Consider the following 18,193-nt stretch of genomic DNA (forward strand, 5'->3'; position numbering starts at 1 on the left):
CAGGAATGCGTATTCTAACAACAACCATCGCCGTGGGCCTGAGTTCAGCCTTATTGGTTGCCGGGCTCTCACTTTCTCCGGTTGCCCAGGCGTTGCAGGCATCGCCGCAACAGGCAGAGCAAGGTGAGTTTTCGGCCTCGTTTAACAATACTGATATCAATGAGTTCATCCAGACCGTCAGTCGTAACCTGGAGAAGACCATTGTGGTTCATCCAGAGGTACGTGGGCGGATTAATGTTCGCAGCTACGATGTGCTGAACCGAACTCAGTACTATCAGTTCTTCCTCGATGTACTTGAAGTCTACGGCTATGCCGTGGTTGAGTCTGACAATGGCACCTTGCGCGTGATCCGTGACCGTGATGCACGTAACACAGCACTGCCGGTGGTGGATGACGATAGCCAGACCGGCGCAGCGATGATTACCCGGGTGGTCGCAGTAGAAAATGTGTCGGTACGTGAACTGGCGCCATTGCTACGCGGCCTCAACGACCAGTCAGGCGGCGGTAACGTGGTCAGCTATGACCCTTCGAATGTGATTATGATTACCGGCCGTGCGTCGGTGGTGAATCAGCTGGTTGAAATTATCCGCCGGGTAGACCGCGCTGGTGACCAGGACGTTGAACAAATTGAACTTGAACATGCATCGGCTGCGGAAATGGTGCGCATCGCCAGTGCCATATTTATTCCACAGAGTTCGGGCAATACACCTGAATTACTGGTCCCGCGGATTGTTGCCGATGAACGGACCAACAGCGTTCTGGTCAGTGGGGAACCCCGGGTACGAGCGCGGGTGGCACGGCTGATCCGCGAACTGGATTCTGAACTCGAGACAAGCGGTAATACGCGGGTATTCTATCTTCGCTATGCCAAAGCCGAAGACATGGTCGAGGTGCTGCGAGGCATGACCGATACCATGCTGGCCGAAGAAGAGCGGCAAAGCCAGGGGCAGGGTAACGGGGGCCAGCAACGCAGCGCCAACGCGGCACGCCGACAGACCGGCAATGAAGTCAGTATCCAGGCGCATGAAAGTACCAACTCGCTGGTGGTAACCGCGCAACCGTCGATGATACGGGCGATTGAAGGGGTCGTGCGTCAGCTCGATATCCGCCGCGCTCAGGTCCTGGTTGAAGCGATTATTGTCGAAGTGTATGAAGGCGATGGGATTGATTTCGGTGTGCAGTGGGCCAGCGACGAATTTGGCTTGATGCAGCATAATAACGGCAATCTGGTCCCTCTGGGACAGATAGGAGTCGCGGCAGAAGCGGCCCGAGACCAGCCAGGGACAGAGTTTGAACGGGTTGACCCGAATACCGGACAGGTCGTGACCACCCGTGAACCGGACCAACGTGGCGACTACTCACTGCTGGCGAACTTGTTAGGCCAGGCCAACGGGCTGATGTTCGGCACCGTGCAGGATGGCTGGGGGGCTGTGGTGCAGGCAGTGTCGACGAATACCAATTCAAATATTCTGTCGGCCCCCAGTATCACCACGCTGGATAATCAGGAAGCAAATTTCCTTGTCGGTCAGGATGTCCCAACGCTGACCGGATCAACGGCGGGGTCCAACAACGACAATCCGTTCCAAACCGTTGAACGGCAGGAAATCGGTATTCGGCTTCGGGTCACACCGCAGATCAATGAAGGCGATTCGGTGCAAATGGTTATCGAGCAAGAGGTCTCAAGTTTGGCCGGTGCCACCAGTGTGGATATCACTATCAACAAACGCGAGCTGTCGACCACAGTGCTGGCGCGTGATGGCGAAACCATTGTGCTGGGCGGACTGATCGATGAAGATGTCCAGGAAAGCTTATCCAAGGTGCCAATTTTAGGTGACATCCCGATCATCGGTCATTTGTTTAAATCGACCAGTGTCACCACCCGCAAGCGTAACCTGATGGTCTTTATTCGACCGACCATTATTCGCGATGACGCACGGATGGACCAGTTAAGCAGCCGTAAGTACAGCTATATTCGTGCGCAGCAACTTGAACAACGCGAGCGCGGCCTGTCATTGCGCCAGAACAGTCGCATTCCGGTGTTACCGGAGTGGGCAGACCATAAACTGCTGCCGCCGGGCTTCGAACCATACGTTGAACCTGAAGCGAGTGAGGATGAATTGCCGCCACAGGATGACGGGGAGTAGCGCATGAGTGACACGGCAACCCCTGTCTTTACCCGCTTGCCGTTTGCTTTTGCCAAGCGTAATGGGGTGGTACTGATGCAAGTGGATGATCAGTTGGTGGTGCATTGCCGACCAACGGTCACCCCGCATGCGCTGCATGAGGTGCGCCGTCTGCTGGGCCGGGCCTACCGCGTTGAACGCCATAACGAAGCCGAGTTTGAAGCCTTGCTGACGCGTGCTTACCAGCGCGATTCGTCAGAAGCAAAGCAGTTGATGGAAGACATAGGCAATGAAGTAAACCTGTTTTCGCTGGCCGATGAATTACCGCAAACAGAGGATCTGCTGGAAAGCGAAGACGATGCGCCGATTATCAAGCTGATCAACGCCATGTTAAGTGAGGCGATCAAAGAAGGTGCGTCGGATATTCATATCGAAACCTTTGAAAAGGATTTGCTGATCCGTTTTCGGATTGACGGCGTGTTGCGGGAGATCCTGCGGCCGAATCGTAAACTGGCATCGCTGCTGGTGTCGCGGATAAAAGTCATGGCGCAACTCGATATTGCCGAGAAGCGGCTACCGCAGGATGGTCGTATTTCGTTGTTAATTGCCGGACGAGCAGTGGATGTGCGGGTGTCGACCATGCCATCGAACCACGGCGAACGGGTGGTACTGCGTTTGCTGGATAAGAACAACGCCCGTTTGCAACTGATTCAGCTGGGCATGACGGAAGCCAACCGCAGCATCTTTGCCGAACTGATTCACAAACCGCATGGCATTATACTGGTCACCGGACCGACGGGCTCCGGGAAAAGTACCACCCTGTATGCCGGACTGAGTGAAATTAACTCGAAAGACCGCAATATACTGACGGTGGAAGATCCGATTGAGTATGCCATCGACGGGATTGGCCAGACGCAGGTGAACCCCCGCGTTGATATGACCTTTGCACGAGGGTTGCGGGCGATATTGCGGCAGGATCCGGATGTGGTCATGGTGGGTGAAATCCGCGATGCGGAAACCGCAAAAATTGGCGTCCAGGCGAGTTTGACCGGCCACCTGGTATTGTCCACTCTGCATACCAATACCGCCTCCGGCGCGATTACCCGTCTTGAAGACATGGGCATCGAGCCGTTTCTGTTGTCATCCAGTCTGCTGGCTGTGTTGTCACAACGTTTAGTGCGAACCCTTTGTAGTGAATGCCGTGAAGCCTACCAGCCTAATGCTGATGAGCGCGCACTGCTTGGCATCACAGAGCAGGACCCAACAAAGATTTACCGCGCCGTAGGGTGCCCAGAGTGTAATCAGACCGGGTACCGCGGGCGTACCGGCATTCATGAAATGCTGGTGGTCGACGAAGTGATCCGTAGTCATATTCACAATGGTCATGGTGAACAGGCGATAGAAAAGTATGCGCGAGCTAAATTCCCGGGCATCCGTCAGGATGGCTGCGATAAAGTGCTCGCTGGGATTACAACACTGGAAGAAGTGTTGCGCGTAACCCGCGAGGAGTAAGCCATGGCAGCATATGAATATCAGGCCATGGATGCCAGGGGGCGACGTAAAAAAGGGGTGCTTGAAGGGGACAACGAGCGCCAGATACGCCAGCAGCTGCGTGAAAAAGGGCTGATCCCGCTATCCGTTGAGGAAGCAGCCGGTAAGGACAAGGGACCCTCCTCTGGTAGCCGCTTATTTCAGGGCCGGGTCAGTGTCTCGGATCTGGCGTTAATCTCACGCCAGCTTTCTACCCTGGTAGCGTCGGGTTTACCGTTGGAACAATGCCTTTTAGCAGTTGCAGAACAGACCGATAAACCACGTTTGCAGAAAATGCTGATGTCGGTGCGCAGCAAAGTGGTTGAAGGCTACACCCTGGCTGAAGGTATGCGCGATTTTCCGCAAATTTTCGATGACCTGTATTGCGCGATGGTCGCGGCGGGTGAAAAGTCCGGTCATCTTGACGAAGTCCTCGACCGACTGGCCGATTATACGGAACAACGTCAACAAACCCGCAGTCAAATTCAGCAGGCTTCGGTTTATCCAGCGGTGCTGACACTGGTGGCGGTGGCAGTGATTATCTTCCTGCTCGCATCGGTGGTGCCGGAAATCGTCAGTCAGTTTGCTGATCAAGGTCAACAATTGCCGGGCGTTACCTTATTTTTGATTGCACTGAGTGACTTTGTGCGTGATTACGGGCTCTTCCTTGGCCTCTTTATTGTAGTGCTGCTAGTCGCCTTTAAGCGGATGATGAACAAAGCCTCATTTCGCTACAAAGTGCATCGTAAATTGCTTTATATGCCCTTTGTCGGGCGTATTATCGGGGGTGTTAATACCGCGCGTTTCGCGCGAACTCTGAGTATTCTGACCGCCTCTGCAGTTCCCTTACTGGAGAGTCTGAAAATTACCGCCTCGGTAATGAGCAATATGCGGATGCGCGAAGTGGTCGACGAGGCCTGTGACCGGGTCCGTGAAGGCAGTAGTTTAAGGGCGGCGCTGGCGGACAGTAAGCTATTTCCACCGATGATGCTGCATATGATAGCGTCGGGTGAAAAAAGTGGTGAACTGGAGCAGATGCTGAGACGTTGTGCAGACAATCAGGACAATGAGTTTTCCAATATGGTTAACGTCAGCCTGAAAATTTTCGAACCGGCGCTTATCATTACCATGGCGGGCATCGTGTTATTTATTGTACTGGCCATTATCCAACCGATTATGGCGCTTAACCAACAGGTAGGACTTTAAAAAATGAAAACTGTGAAGCAAGGTGGTTTTTCACTACTTGAATTGATGGTGGTACTGGTAATTCTGGGTATTCTTGCCAGTCTGGTGGTACCAAACGTAATGGGTAGCCGCGACGATGGGGAACGGCAAAAAGTGATTTCTGACATTGTTGCACTGGAAAATGCGATCGACATGTACCGGCTCGACAATGGCGTTTACCCCTCGACCGAGCAAGGGCTGGAGGCGCTGGTATATGAACCACGCATTGAGCCACAGCCGCGTCGTTATCGCGAAGGCGGTTATATTCGGCGTTTGCCGGCAGATCCCTGGGGCAATGAATACCAGTTGTTAAACCCGGGTGAACATGGGCGGTACGATATCTTCTCGTATGGTCCGGACGGACAGCCCGGTACCGACGACGATATGGGTAACTGGAACCTGCAGGATTATCAGTAAGCACTATGCGTACTTGTCCGTTGTCCGCGTTGGAGTCCGGAGGTCAGAATTGCAACAGAGGATCAGCGCAGCGGGGTTTTACCCTGCTCGAAATTCTTATCGTTGCTTTCATCCTGGCCCTGATTGCGGGGACGGCTGTAGTTAATATCACGCCGCGGGGGGACCGCGACGATGCGCAGACGGCGGCAGTGGTATTTAAAGAAAAGCTTGGCCATGCGCGGCAAATGGCGCTCATTCGTAACTGGGTGATCGGGGTCGACATTGAGGAGCATAGCTATGCTTTTTATTACTGGCAGCAGGGACGTTGGCAGGCGCTGCCCGACCCGGCTTTACGACGCGTCGAACTGACCGATTTACAACTTGACTTAAACCTCGGTGATTTCGCGCTGCTCGATAATATTATTGATGGTGACCGCTCAGCAGTATTTCGTAGCGAAGCGACGGAACGGGACGACGATGAAGCACCAGTGCAGCCGCGACTGCTGATTTTTGAAAGTACCGACTTTGTTCCTTTCGTGGTGGAATTTCGCCATCTTCTGAATGGAGCAGCCTATTTTGTCAATGGCAACGATGGCCTGCACTTACGGGTGGAGGAGATGGAGCCATGAGAGGCAAAACCAGCGCTGGGTTTACTCTGATTGAAGTGATGCTGGCATTGAGCATTTTTACCCTGGCGGCTCTCGCTGCATTGCAGGTTGCCAGTGGACATATCCGTAATATATCCCTCATCGAGGAACACACGCTGGCGACCATGGTCGCCTCGAACCGTCTTGCTGAACTGCACAGCCTGCAGCAGTGGCCACCGCAGAATGGCGCCAGTGGACAGGTGGAGATGGCTGGGCGTAACTGGTTTTGGGAGCAACAGGTGGTGGAAACCGTCACTGACGGACTGCGTGAAGTCACCATTATTGTGCGCACCGAGGAAGACGGTGATGAGTCAGCGAGCCTGAGCGGCTATCTGGGGCGTCGCTGATGAGCAAAAAATTAAATGGATTCACCCTGGTTGAGCTGATGCTGGCAATGTTTATATTTGCCTTGATCGGTCTCGCCAGCAGTGTCGTTCTGAATCAGATGCTAAGCAGTGATGCACGCGCCACAGAGCGGCGGGAAGAGCTGGAGCAACTGCAATTCAGCCTGCTATTGCTGGAGCGTGATGTGCGTCAGATGGTGATGCGGCCGGTGCGTCAGGTGCCAGCCGAGCAGCGTAACATTTATTTGTTTAGTGATGGTCGCTACACCGATTCAGATGCTGATGGCCTGGCCTTTGTCCGTGCGGGTTGGAGTAACCCGGATGCGATGCTGCCGCGGTCGATGTTGCAACCTGTGGTTTACCGCCTGTGGGACGGCGTTTTACAGCGACTCAGCCACAGTTATGTCGATGATGTCAGTGCTGAACCGGCGATTCAGAATCTGCTCCATAATGTGACTGATTTTCGTGTTGAATTTATTGCCAACGGCGAACGGCGGGAAGAATGGAATGTCGCAAGCCGGTTGCCGGACGTGGTGATTATTAGCTTGCAAACCGATAGCTATGGCCGCATCGAGCGCTGGTTACTGACCAGCGGTGAGGGGCCGCTGGGTGCAGCAGATGAGCAGGGCAATCCTCAGGGCGGGGGCCTACAGTGAACCATTCAGGGAAACAGCAGGGCGTCGCTTTGATTACCGTGCTATTGGTGGTTGCTTTGGTCACGGTCATAGCGGTCGGCATGAGCGGGCGCCTGCAAAGCCAGGTGACCAGGGCCCATTCAATGGAACAGGCGGAGCAGGGATACTGGCACTGGCTGAGCGCTGAAGAGCTGGTGCGGCAGCTCCTGCATGTTGAATTGGAAAATGACGGTTACGCCCATGGCGGACAGAGTTGGGCCGAAGAGCAGGGGCCGTATCCGGTCGCCGGCGGGCTAATTGGCGGGACAATACGTGATTTACACAGCTGCTTTAATTTGAATGCACTGTACCCGGGCGCTGAGGGCGATGGCAATGACACTGCCAGCCTCGCGCTAGAGCAGTATCAGGCGTTATTGAGGGCGCTGGAGTTTGATGATTTTACCGTCGAGCAGCTGAGTGCGACCCTGCTTGACTGGCTAGACGACGACACCGTACTGATTAATCAGTATGGTGCTGAAGATGCTGATTATGAGTCGATGCCGCAGCCGTACCAGGCGGCGAATGGGTTGATGAGCCATGTTTCGGAAACGCGGCAGATTATTGGTTACACGCAGGAAGTTTACCAGCGCATCCGTCCCTATGTCTGCGTGATTCCGCAAAGCTCGACATTGGCATTTAATATCAACACTATGGATGAAACCAAGGCAGAACTACTCAGCGCTATCTTTTTCGGTGAACTGAGCGTTGATGAGGCCAGTCGCCTGCTCGCGAGCTGGCCCGAAACTGGGTATGAAGACGTCGCTGAGATCATGGAGCTGGCAGAGCTGCAAGGTATTATTCCGGAGGGCGAAGAGGACCTGCCAGCCGGTGATTCATTGACCGTTGCCAGTGAGTATTTTGAATTGAGAGCGGCAATCAGGTTCGGCGAGACAGAATTTTTTGCGACCTCCATTGTGCAGGCGCGCGGAGGCGAGGTTCGGATCTTGCACCGTTCAAGAAGAGGATATGACTGGGATGACTAAGCAGCTGATTATACGCCTGCCCGGACAAGCTGACGGCAGTATTCCCTGGCTTTGGTGGCAGGATGCAGCGGATGGAAAAACGGCGCAGACCCTGGAGCAGGGCGTTCTGGATCACTCTGGGCAATTGCATGAACTGGCAGGCCAGGCGGCTGATGCGCAGTTAACTGTGCTGGTGAGCAGTACCGAAGTTGGCTTTCATCAACTCGAGTTGCCGCCGGGCTCCCGTCGCCATTTAGCGCAGGTAGTACCTTACGCGCTGGAAGAGGAACTGGCACAGGATATCAGCGAACTGCATTTCGCCTGGCAATTGCCGACTGATAAGCAGGAGCATTTGCCGGTGGTGGTGGTCGCCAAGGCACAGGTCGCGACCTGGCGTGACTGGCTGGATAACGCCGGCCTGACTTATAAGGCTTTGATCCCGGATTTATTTATCCTGCCTGTGGTAGCTGACGAATGGTCAGCAATGGAGCTGGATCATGATATTGTAGTGCGCCACCAGACCTGGCGCGGATTTGCCATTGAGCAAACCTTATTTGCCGAACTCTCAGGTTTGTTTAGCGACGCCTTACCTCCGCCGCAGCGCATTCGTTGCTGGGGTCAGGTTGAGTGGCCGCAGGCACCGGCGCAGTTGGTACAGGCCGAGACGGCAGACGAGTCCGCGCAGGAGCCAGCTCTGGCCCTGGCTCGTCACCTTGATCAGCGTAACAGCAAAGCAATTAACCTGCTGCAAGGGGAGTTCGCGCTCAAACGCAAGCGTAGAACCAGCCTTGGTATCTGGCGTTGGCCAGCGGTGGCGGCAGGGGTCCTGCTGGCGTTGCTATTGGTCGATCGCAGCAGCTACTTGTGGCAGCTGAATCAGCAACAGCAGCAATTGGCCGCGGCGACCGAGCAGCGCTATCGCGATACCTTTCCTGAGGAATCGCGGGTGGTAAACGTGCGGGCTCAATTGGGTCAGCATCTGAGCCGCTTGCAGGGCGGAGGTCAGGGCAGCCAGTTGTTAGCGCTGTTGCAGCAGCTTACCCCAGCGTTTACGGCCACTGAACTGGATATAAGCCTGCTGCAGTTTGATTCTGGACGCAGCGAATTGCGCATTCAAGCGTCAGCAGAGGATTTCATGACCTTTGAACGTTTTATTCAACTCGCGCGCGAGCAGGAACTGGAAGTCGAACAAGGCCAACTGAATAGTCGTGGTGGGCGTATCGCCGGAACCATGGTAGTCCGCGTTCAGGGAGGATAAATGGATCAATTCAAGCAGTACAAACAGCAGGCCCGATTGTGGTGGCAGAAACGTGAGCCACGGGAACGGCAGTTGCTGGTCGTGTTAGCCGCATTGTTGGTTATTTTTATATTTTGGTACGGCCTTTGGCAGCCGCTGCAAAGCAATATAGTTCGGGCCGAAAACCGCCTGGCGACGCAACAGGAAACTTTGCGTTGGGTCGAAGAGAATGCGGCCCGGGTTGAGCAACTGCGTCAGCAATCAGGGTCGCAGGCCACCACGTCAGCGGAGCAACCGGTGCGCAGCGGCGAGCTTAACGCCTTTATTAGCCGTACCAGCACTGAATTTAATTTACAGGTGTCGCGCTTGCAGCCACAGAGCGATTCGTTGCTAGTGGTTTTTAATGACGCTGACTTTGATCAGCTCCTACGCTTTATCGCCGAGCTGGAATCTCGTGCAGTGCAGGTGAATGCGGTCGATATTGCCGAAGGTGATGAACCAGGGATGGTCCGGGTTCGTCGACTGGAAGTCAGGGCGGAGGCCGAATGAAGAAACTGTTAATTGTGCTCGCGCTGATCGGGGCTTACCTGTGCGCGCTGGTGGCCTTACTACCAGCACGATTTGCGCTGCAATTTGTGCAGCTTCCTGCACAGGTACAGCTTGGGGGTGTGCAGGGCAGTCTTTGGTCTGGCAGTGTCGATGCACTGCGCGTTGAGGATATTATGTTGCGTCAGGTTAGCTGGCGCCTGCAGCCGTTGTCGTTGCTACGTGGTCAACTGGCGGCGGTGATTGAAGTTGATGACCATGTGGATAATATCCTGGTCGGCGGCGCGGTGGTAAAAACGTCTTCAGGGCAGTTACAGGTTGATAACCTGCAGTTGCAAGCGCGGCTAACTGACATGGCGGCGTTTGCTCCTCAGCCCAGCCCATTGCCGCTGCGCGGTGATGTAGAACTGACTATTGCTCATTTCGTCTGGGGGCAACCACTGTGTACCGAACTGCAGGGACAGATCCGGGTGCAGGGGGCGGCAGTTCAGGTTGGTCGCGAGTGGGAAGAATTAGGCATGCTGCAGGCGCAACTAAGTTGCGCCGACGGTCAGGTATATGGCGAACTGGATGAACCTAACGACCTTGGCCTGTCGGCGTCAGTGCAGGCCTCGCTGCAGATGGCGCAAGGTCATTTTCAACTCAATCCGGGCAATGATGCCCCACGTTCAGTGCGTAACCTGATATCACTGCTGCCTGAGCAAGCACGTCAGCAACAGCGTTTTAGTGTGCGTTTCCAATAGCTTGCTCAACGCGCAAATTTGCAACTGCCGGGCTTTTCATTAAGCTAATACAATATTGTCTGACAGAATAAGGAATTAGCATGAACGAGATGTGGCTCTGGCTGGAAGAAAACCAAGGTATACTGGCGATGTATGCAGTGCGCTTTGCGATTGGCCTGGCAATATTACTGGGTGGTTTTATTCTCTCCGGTATTATCAGCCGTAGCATGATAAAGCGTCTTGATAAGAGTAAAATCGACAATGCCGTGGTCTCATTTCTGGCCGGCATTGTACGGGCTATTATTGTCGCTGCGGCGATTATGATGGCGCTCTCCCATGTGGGCATTCAGACCACCTCGTTTATCGCCATCTTAGGTGCTATGGGTCTGGCCATCGGCCTGTCGTTACAGGGTTCGCTGGCAAACTTTGCCTCTGGGGTGCTGATCATGATCTACCGCCCATTTAAGTCCGGCGATTATGTCGAAGCGGGCGGTGTTGCAGGCACTGTGATCGGGATTGAGCTATTCACTACGATTCTGAAAACACCAGATAGTAAAAAAGTGGTGGTCCCTAATTCGCAAATCACTTCAAATCCGATCACGAATTACTCCGAGCACCCGACGCGGCGCGTTGATATGGTGATTGGGGTCAGTTACAGCGCTGACTTGAAAAAGACCAAAGAGGTGCTGATGGGTGTCCTTAACGATGACCCTCGTGTGCTGAAAGAGCCTGAACCTCGGGTGTCTGTGAACGAGCTGGCGGATTCGTCGGTTAACTTTATTGTTCGCCCCTGGGTTAACAGTGAAGACTACTGGCCGTTTTACTGGGACACCATGGAAAACATTAAGCTCAAGCTGGATGAAGCCGGTATTGGCATCCCGTTCCCGCAAATGGACGTCCATTTGCATCAGGGCGGCAGCGACGAAGGTCCGCTGCGAATCGCTTCAACGGTGTCTCCAAGTGCGGGCAGTGACGCTGACAAGCAGCACGCCAACCACGGTTAGTCGAGTACTTTACTTTTCAGCTCGCCTTGGCCAAGGCGGGTGGTAATCACAGCGCCGGGCTCGACTTGCCCGGCGTTTTTGATCACCTCACCGGTATCAGTCTGAGTAATACTATAACCACGACTTAAGGTTTGTAACGGCGACACCAGCTGCAATGAGTGGGCGTTCGCGGCGGTGCGTTGCTGAGCCTGCTTCAGTACCTGTAGCATCGCCCGTTGCAACTGTTGCTCGGCACGCTGGTGTTGCTGTCGGGCGCGCTCGAGGTGGGCGTCCGGCTTGATTTGGCTAAGGCGCGCCTGCAAATGATGCTGTTGCTGATTGCAGTGGTGTAACAGTGCATTTACGCTTTGCTGCAGCCGACGTTGCAGTTCATCCTGCCGTTGCCCTTGTTGCTGCAGTTGCTGGGCGGGGTGAAGCGGGGTTAGCCGCTGTTGCAACAAGGCCTGGCGGTGTTGAACCCGATGCAGTGCATGTTGCCAGGCACGCCACAGGCGTTGGCTGAGGTGCTGCTGTTGAGCGCGTAAATGACTGCGGTCCTGACTTAGCAATTCGGCGGCTGCAGAGGGGGTCGGGGCCCGCAAATCGGCGACGAAATCGGTGATCGCAAAATCCACCTCATGACCCACCGCAGAGATGACCGGCAATTTACTGGTAAATACCACCCTGGCCAGGGTCTCGTCGTTAAAACAGGATAAATCTTCTAATGAACCGCCGCCGCGGGTGAGCAGAATAACATCGACTTCATTGCGCCGGTTGGCTGTATTCAAGGCGCTAATCAGATTCTCAGCTGCCTGACTACCCTGCACCTGTGAGGGGTAGACAATCACTTCAACACTGGCGTCACGACGTTTAAGGACTGAAAGCACATCATGCAAAGCGGCGCCACTGGCAGAGGTCACCACACCGATACGACGGATATCGGTGGGCAGTGCTTTTTTACTGGCGGGGTCAAACAAACCTTCGCTTTGAAGCTTGGCTTTAAGTTGTTCGAATTGCTGTTGCAGTAACCCGGCGCCGGCGTCTTCCATGTGCTCGACGATGAGCTGATAGTCACCACGTGGCTCATAGAGACCTATTTTGGCCCGCACCATGACCTGTTTGCCATTGCCCACCTGAGTCATAACCCGCTGGTTGGCGCCTCGGAACATCGCGCAACGTACCTGCGCTTTGCTATCTTTGAGGGTGAAATACCAGTGTCCGGACGCCGGTGCTGAAAAGTTCGACAGTTCGCCGACCAGCCAGACTTGACCGAAATGACCTTCGAGTAACCGACGGACCGCCAGGTTTAGCTTAGAAACGCTGTAAATAGTGCGCTGCGGGCTGGATTCAGCTTGTTCGGGTGCAAACACAATGAGGCCTTATTGAGAATCTGATAAAAACTAGTTTACTGGAGCCATGCTTGTGAGTAAAATACCGCCGCAACATTGATCCAGCTCCCACCTTTCACAAGAGAGATGTTGCCATGCTACGAATTGCTCAAGAAGCCCTGACTTTTGACGACGTTTTACTCGTTCCCGGTCACTCTACTGTACTACCTCATACCGCGGACTTACGCACGCGTCTGACGCGCAACATTGAACTCAATATTCCAATGGTCTCATCGGCGATGGATACGGTGACCGAAGCTGATCTGGCGATTGCGCTGGCTCAGGAAGGCGGCGTTGGTTTTATTCATAAGAACATGAGTATCAGCGAACAGGCTGCACATGTTCGCAAGGTTAAAAAATACGAAAGCGGGATTGTTAAAGACCCGGTCACTGTGACGCCATCGATGACCATTGCCGAAGTAAAAGCATTGGCTGCAGAACATGGCTTCCAGGGTTTTCCGGTAGTCGATAATAAGCGCCTGGTTGGTATTGTTACCGGTCGCGACACCCGCTTTGAAGACGGCAGCCATACTACCGTCGCCGATGTGATGACGCCGGAAGAGCGCCTTATCACGGTCAAACAGAACGCCAAAAGCGAACAAATCCTGGCCTTGATGCATCAGCATCGGATCGAAAAGATTCTGGTCACCGATGACAAGCAGACGCTGGTTGGCATGATCACCCTGAAAGACTTCGAAAAAGCAGCCAATAAACCCAATGCCTGTAAAGACGAGCAGGGCCGTTTACGGGTCGGTGCTGCGGTTGGTGTTGGTGCAGGCACTGAAGAACGGGTCGCTGCACTGGTTGACGTAGGTGTTGATGTGATTCTGGTCGACACCTCCCATGGCCATTCTGAAGGGGTTCTTGAGCGGGTTCGTTGGGTTCGCAAGAATTTCCCTGATGTGCAATTAATTGCTGGGAACGTAGCCACCAAAGCCGGTGCGCTGGCGCTGGCCGACGCCGGTGTCGATGCCGTTAAAGTCGGTATTGGCCCAGGTTCTATTTGCACCACACGGATTGTGACCGGCTGTGGTGTGCCGCAAATTACTGCTATTGCGGATGCAGTTGAAGCACTTAAAGACCGCGACATCCCGGTTATTGCCGATGGTGGCATCCGTTTCTCCGGTGACATTGCCAAAGCCATTGTCGCCGGCGCCAGTTGTGTCATGGTCGGCAGTATGCTGGCTGGCACTGAAGAAGCGCCAGGTGAAGTTGAGCTGTATCAGGGGCGTTACTACAAATCCTATCGCGGCATGGGTAGCATCGGCGCGATGAACCAGAGCCATGGTTCTTCAGATCGTTACTTCCAAAGCAGCAACCAGGCGGAAAAACTGGTCCCGGAAGGGATTGAAGGCCGGGTTGCTTATAAAGGACCGATGGCGACCATTATCCATCAGCAGATGGGCGGCTTGCGCTCGGCGATGGGGCTTACTGGCAGCGCCGATATTTTGACCCTGCGCACTAAACCCGAATTCGTCCGGGTCACGTCTGCTGGCATGGGTGAGTCCCATGTGCATGATGTACAGATTACCAAGGAAGCACCGAATTACCGTTTAGGTTAACCCCTGGGGCATGCACTGCATGCCATCGCGCATTATCTGAGGGCAGGCAGGGTCTGCCTTCAGGCATTTTGTATCTATGGCATGTTAGTTATGCCAGTCGCAACCAACACGAGAGAACCAATGACCACTGACATTCACCAGCATCGTATTCTAATCCTCGACTTTGGCTCGCAATATACTCAGTTAATCGCCCGCCGTATCCGTGAAATCGGGGTCTATTGTGAACTCTGGGCATGGGATGTGGATGCCGCCGACATTAAAGCCTTTAACCCGCAAGGGATTATTCTGTCCGGTGGGCCGGAAAGCGTGCCGGAACCAGGTTCACCACGCGCGCCAGAGTACGTGTTCGAGGCAGGTGTGCCGGTGCTTGGGGTTTGCTACGGTATGCAGACCATGGCCGCTCAGCTCGGCGGACGGGTGCTGGGTTCAGATGAACGTGAGTTTGGCTATGCGCAGATTGAACGCGTGATCGAAAGTGAACTGTTTAAGAACATTGAAGATGCGGTCAGCGAAAACGGCAAACCGCTGCTTGATGTATGGATGAGCCACGGCGACAAGGTGATTGAAATCCCAGCTGGTTTTGAAACCGTTGCGCGTACCAAAACCTGCCCGCATGCGGCGATGGCGGATACCAAACGTCATTTTTATGGTCTTCAGTTCCACCCGGAAGTGACCCATACCCGTCAGGGCCTGCGCATGCTTGAGCATTTCGTCAATGACATCTGTGGCTGTGAAAATCTGTGGACGCCAGCAACCATTATTGATGATGCGATTGAACGTATTCGCGACCAAGTCGGCACTGACAAAGTTATTCTCGGCCTGTCCGGTGGCGTTGACTCCTCCGTCACGGCGATGCTGCTGCACCGCGCCATCGGTACACAATTAACCTGTGTCTTTGTTGACAATGGGCTATTGCGCCTCAATGAAGGTGACCAGGTGATGGAAATGTTTGGTGATCACTTTGGTCTCAACATTGTGCGCGTCGATGCAGAAGATCGCTTCTTAAGCGAGCTTGCTGGTGTCAGCGACCCAGAGCTAAAACGTAAAACCATCGGTCGCGTATTCATTGAATTGTTTGACGAGCAGGCGACGTCTATCGAAGACGTGCAATGGCTGGCGCAGGGCACCATTTACCCGGACGTGATTGAGTCGGCGGGCTCTAAAACTGGTAAAGCCCATGTCATCAAGTCGCACCACAACGTTGGTGGCCTGCCCGAAGACATGCAGTTAAGCCTGGTTGAGCCACTGCGTGAGCTGTTCAAAGACGAAGTGCGCAAGATAGGCCTTGAGCTCGGTTTACCATACGACATGCTGTACCGCCATCCATTCCCTGGCCCGGGTTTAGGGGTTCGGGTACTGGCTGAAGTGCGCAAAGAATATTGTGACTTATTACGCCGCGCCGACCATATCTTTATCGAAGAGCTGCGCAACTCGGGCTGGTATGACAAAGTCAGTCAGGCATTTGCGGTATTCCTGCCGGTTCGCTCTGTGGGCGTGATGGGTGATGCGCGCAAATACGACTGGGTTATCGCCATTCGTGCAGTGGAAACCATCGATTTCATGACCGCGCGCTGGGCTCACCTGCCGTATGATTTGCTGGAACGCGTCTCAAACCGTATCATTAACGAAATTAATGGGATTTCACGGGTTGTGTATGACATTTCTGGCAAGCCACCAGCAACGATTGAGTGGGAATGATCTCGCGTTAGGTACTGGCTGGTAATAACTGGAAAAAATTTAAGCTCATGTTTTCATGGGCTTTTTTATGCTTGGCAGTGTTTGGCATCTGATGGCAGCGGGAAGCACCGCTTGAGCATGGTATCGGAATCGAAGAAGGATAAGACTCTTGCTGACCGATACCAAGCTGCGCAACCTGAAGCCGAGGGATAAACTCTACAAGGTGAATGACCGGGACGACCTCTATGTGGCTATCACCCCTGCCGGTTCCACCTCATTCCGTTACAACTACTAGGTCAATGGCAGGCAAGAGACGATCACCTTTGGCCGCTACGGCGTTGGTGGTATCACTCTGGCAGAAGCCCGTGAGCGGCTTGGTGAATCCAAGCGGATGGTCGCAGATGGAAAGTCGCCAGCGAAGGAGAAGGAACGGGACAAGGCGCGTGTCAAAGGGGGTGAAACCTTTGGTGCCTGGGCGGAAAAATGGCTACGTGGCTACCAGATGGCCGACTCTACTCGTGATATGCTTCGCTCGGTTTATGCGAGAGAGCTGGAAACAAAATTCGGCAATCAGAAGTTGACCGAAATCACCCATGAGGACTTTCGAGCATTGACTGACGCCATCGTAGAGCGCAGGCCTGGATGACTTCATAGTAGTGGGCCGTACGATTACGTTTGAGCTTACGGCTAAGACTGCTGATGTGTCGGTTCAGATGACGGCTGATGGAGCGTAGGCTCAATCCTTGGCCTCGCATCACCATCAAGGCGACCCGTGCGTCAGTGGTTAAATGTGCGTATAGGTTTTCATGGCAACACTCTATCTCAGGTGCTGCACTTGGTCCTTGAGACCGTCGTGAGACAGATAGTTCACTGATTTAAGAAACAATGCATCGGCAAGTACTAGATCAATACAGTAACCACATGACTTGTAGTACATTAGTGGCATATGCGCTTGTATGCTTTTTAGGGAAATTCTTATGTACATCAGAAAGGTAACGATCAACAACTACCGTAGCTTCCGCTCTTTCGAAGCCCAGCTTCAACAGCTGACAGTGGTCATTGGTGAAAACGATACCGGTAAAACGAACTTTTTGACCGCACTTTCGTTACCGTTAAGCGGCAACCAAGTAGACTTCAACCAGAAGCGTTTGAGTGTTTCTGACATCAACAAAGATTCCGTTATTGATTTTCTGACGTCTGTAGTCAACGAAGATACTGAAGAAAATCAGCTTCAAAAGCTCCCTAAAGTGTCAGTAACCGTAGAGTTTGCTGATCCGAAAGATGCTTATGAAACAGCAATGCTGGCTAAGTGGATTGTTGCTGATGGTGATGAAGAAACTTACAAAATCAGATACGACTTTAAGCCTAAAGACGACAATGACTTGCTTGAGGTCGTGAAGAAATCACTCGCTGGTAAGACTTTCGATGATATTAACTGGTTTACTTTACCCGTTGAGCTATACGACTACCAAATCGTATCTGTGAACAACAAAAAGCCTATCGCATACAGTGACTTAAAACACGTCAGCATCCATAGTATCAATGCGGAACGAGATGACTTCTCAGAAAGCAGTTCAATGAAGTCCAATAGCATTTTTACAAAGCTACTTATGAACACATTAGACGACGATGACAAAGGTCAGATTAATGCCGCTTACTCTGAGTTCTTTAGTGCTATTGAAAAGACCGAAACATTCGACAAAATCATTGGAAATAATGAGGATTTTAAAAACTACGACAATATAATAAAGAAGCTTGAGTGTACTCCTAACCTGCCTAACTTGAAGAACATCTTGTCGAACATCACTTTGAAATACGGTAATGAATTTCTCTACCAAAAAGGCTTGGGACAAAGAAACCTTATCTACATACTCATCCTGTTTGCTTACTACAAGTCGTGTGGTGATACATTCAACCTGTGCTGTATAGAAGAACCAGAAGCACACTTGAGCGTTAACAACCCGAGTTACCCACAAACAGTAGACACCTTCTATAGTTAGGTAGCCCCTAGCAGGAGGTGTTTCATGACCAAGAAACGGCAGGCATATACTGAGGAATTTCGTAGGGAAGCAGTACGCCGAGCGGATCAGCCCGGCAACACGGCAGCATCCGTCGCCAAAGAATTGGGATTGCATCCCGGTCAGATCTACAACTGGCGGCGACAGTTCACCCGGCTTT

The 18,193-nt window shown here is 53.2% G+C and carries 18 protein-coding genes and 1 pseudogene; 17 read left to right on the plus strand and 2 right to left on the minus strand.

Annotated features, from left to right (window positions below; translation table 11 throughout):
* Window positions 1–5: 5 nt before the first annotated feature.
* From gspD to CWE14_RS14605, 12 genes are all read left to right on the plus strand, one after another.
* Window positions 6–2,144, plus strand: coding sequence for a type II secretion system secretin GspD (gene gspD / locus CWE14_RS14550; protein ID WP_126800041.1), 2,139 nt, complete (start codon window positions 6–8; stop codon window positions 2,142–2,144).
* A gap of 3 nt (window positions 2,145–2,147) precedes the next feature.
* A complete protein-coding gene (gene gspE / locus CWE14_RS14555; protein ID WP_126789118.1) occupies window positions 2,148–3,635 on the plus strand; it encodes a type II secretion system ATPase GspE in 1,488 nt (495 codons plus the stop codon).
* A gap of 3 nt (window positions 3,636–3,638) precedes the next feature.
* Window positions 3,639–4,859 carry a type II secretion system inner membrane protein GspF gene (gspF, locus tag CWE14_RS14560; protein ID WP_126800042.1) on the plus strand — a complete coding sequence of 407 codons (1,221 nt, stop codon included), beginning with the start codon at window positions 3,639–3,641 and terminating at the stop codon, window positions 4,857–4,859.
* A 3-nt stretch (window positions 4,860–4,862) separates the two neighbouring features.
* On the plus strand, window positions 4,863–5,294 hold the full coding sequence (gspG, locus tag CWE14_RS14565) for a type II secretion system major pseudopilin GspG (protein ID WP_126800043.1): 432 nt from the start codon (window positions 4,863–4,865) through the stop codon (window positions 5,292–5,294).
* Between the two features lie 5 nt (window positions 5,295–5,299).
* On the plus strand, window positions 5,300–5,902 hold the full coding sequence (locus tag CWE14_RS14570) for a pilus assembly FimT family protein (RefSeq protein ID WP_126800044.1): 603 nt from the start codon (window positions 5,300–5,302) through the stop codon (window positions 5,900–5,902).
* Window positions 5,899–6,267 carry a type II secretion system minor pseudopilin GspI gene (gspI, locus tag CWE14_RS14575; protein WP_126800045.1) on the plus strand — a complete coding sequence of 123 codons (369 nt, stop codon included), beginning with the start codon at window positions 5,899–5,901 and terminating at the stop codon, window positions 6,265–6,267. Before CWE14_RS14570 ends, gspI begins: the two co-directional genes overlap by 4 nt.
* Window positions 6,267–6,920, plus strand: a complete 654-nt coding sequence (gene gspJ / locus CWE14_RS14580; protein WP_126800046.1) for a type II secretion system minor pseudopilin GspJ — start codon at window positions 6,267–6,269, stop codon at window positions 6,918–6,920. The genes gspI and gspJ overlap by 1 nt, the downstream gene beginning before the upstream one ends.
* Window positions 6,917–7,921, plus strand: coding sequence for a type II secretion system minor pseudopilin GspK (gene gspK, locus CWE14_RS14585; RefSeq protein WP_157981839.1), 1,005 nt, complete (start codon window positions 6,917–6,919; stop codon window positions 7,919–7,921). The genes gspJ and gspK overlap by 4 nt, the downstream gene beginning before the upstream one ends.
* On the plus strand, window positions 7,914–9,158 hold the full coding sequence (gspL, locus tag CWE14_RS14590) for a type II secretion system protein GspL (protein WP_157981840.1): 1,245 nt from the start codon (window positions 7,914–7,916) through the stop codon (window positions 9,156–9,158). The genes gspK and gspL overlap by 8 nt, the downstream gene beginning before the upstream one ends.
* Entirely contained in the window at window positions 9,159–9,686 is a 528-nt protein-coding gene (gene gspM, locus CWE14_RS14595; protein WP_126800048.1) for a type II secretion system protein GspM, read from the plus strand.
* The gene (locus CWE14_RS14600) at window positions 9,683–10,426 is read left to right on the plus strand and encodes a type II secretion system protein N (RefSeq protein ID WP_126800049.1); all 744 of its coding nucleotides are present in this window, start codon (window positions 9,683–9,685) and stop codon (window positions 10,424–10,426) included. The genes gspM and CWE14_RS14600 overlap by 4 nt, the downstream gene beginning before the upstream one ends.
* Before the next feature lie 80 nt (window positions 10,427–10,506).
* Entirely contained in the window at window positions 10,507–11,409 is a 903-nt protein-coding gene (locus CWE14_RS14605) for a mechanosensitive ion channel family protein (RefSeq protein ID WP_126800050.1), read from the plus strand.
* Here CWE14_RS14605 and xseA read toward each other — a convergent pair.
* On the minus strand, window positions 11,406–12,761 hold the full coding sequence (xseA, locus tag CWE14_RS14610) for an exodeoxyribonuclease VII large subunit (protein WP_420837109.1): 1,356 nt from the start codon (window positions 12,759–12,761) through the stop codon (window positions 11,406–11,408). The genes CWE14_RS14605 and xseA overlap by 4 nt on opposite strands.
* A gap of 110 nt (window positions 12,762–12,871) precedes the next feature.
* Here xseA and guaB point away from each other — a divergent pair, with 110 nt between their 5' ends.
* The 3 genes and pseudogenes from guaB to CWE14_RS14625 all read left to right on the plus strand — a co-directional run bounded on the left by guaB (window position 12,872) and on the right by CWE14_RS14625 (window position 16,661).
* Window positions 12,872–14,338, plus strand: coding sequence for an IMP dehydrogenase (gene guaB, locus CWE14_RS14615; RefSeq protein ID WP_126800052.1), 1,467 nt, complete (start codon window positions 12,872–12,874; stop codon window positions 14,336–14,338).
* A 120-nt stretch (window positions 14,339–14,458) separates the two neighbouring features.
* The gene (gene guaA, locus CWE14_RS14620; RefSeq protein ID WP_126800053.1) at window positions 14,459–16,036 is read left to right on the plus strand and encodes a glutamine-hydrolyzing GMP synthase; all 1,578 of its coding nucleotides are present in this window, start codon (window positions 14,459–14,461) and stop codon (window positions 16,034–16,036) included.
* 148 nt (window positions 16,037–16,184) lie between these two features.
* Window positions 16,185–16,661 (plus strand): annotated as a pseudogene (locus CWE14_RS14625) (tyrosine-type recombinase/integrase).
* Here the strand turns inward: CWE14_RS14625 and CWE14_RS14915 are convergent.
* Window positions 16,603–16,890, minus strand: coding sequence for a helix-turn-helix domain-containing protein (locus CWE14_RS14915; protein WP_420837110.1), 288 nt, complete (start codon window positions 16,888–16,890; stop codon window positions 16,603–16,605). The pseudogene CWE14_RS14625 and the gene CWE14_RS14915 overlap by 59 nt on opposite strands.
* A gap of 102 nt (window positions 16,891–16,992) precedes the next feature.
* Between CWE14_RS14915 and CWE14_RS14635 the strand changes: the two genes are divergently transcribed.
* Both CWE14_RS14635 and CWE14_RS14920 read left to right on the plus strand, forming a co-directional pair.
* Window positions 16,993–18,015 (plus strand): AAA family ATPase, encoded by a 1,023-nt coding sequence (locus tag CWE14_RS14635; RefSeq protein WP_198676607.1) that lies wholly within the window; start codon window positions 16,993–16,995, stop codon window positions 18,013–18,015.
* Between the two features lie 24 nt (window positions 18,016–18,039).
* Window positions 18,040–18,193, plus strand: a 154-nt coding sequence (locus tag CWE14_RS14920; protein WP_126799087.1) for a transposase, incomplete at its 3' end; no start/stop codon positions are given.

It is taken from the genome of Aliidiomarina soli, assembly GCF_003986975.1.
Lineage (GTDB): Bacteria > Pseudomonadota > Gammaproteobacteria > Enterobacterales > Alteromonadaceae > Aliidiomarina > Aliidiomarina soli.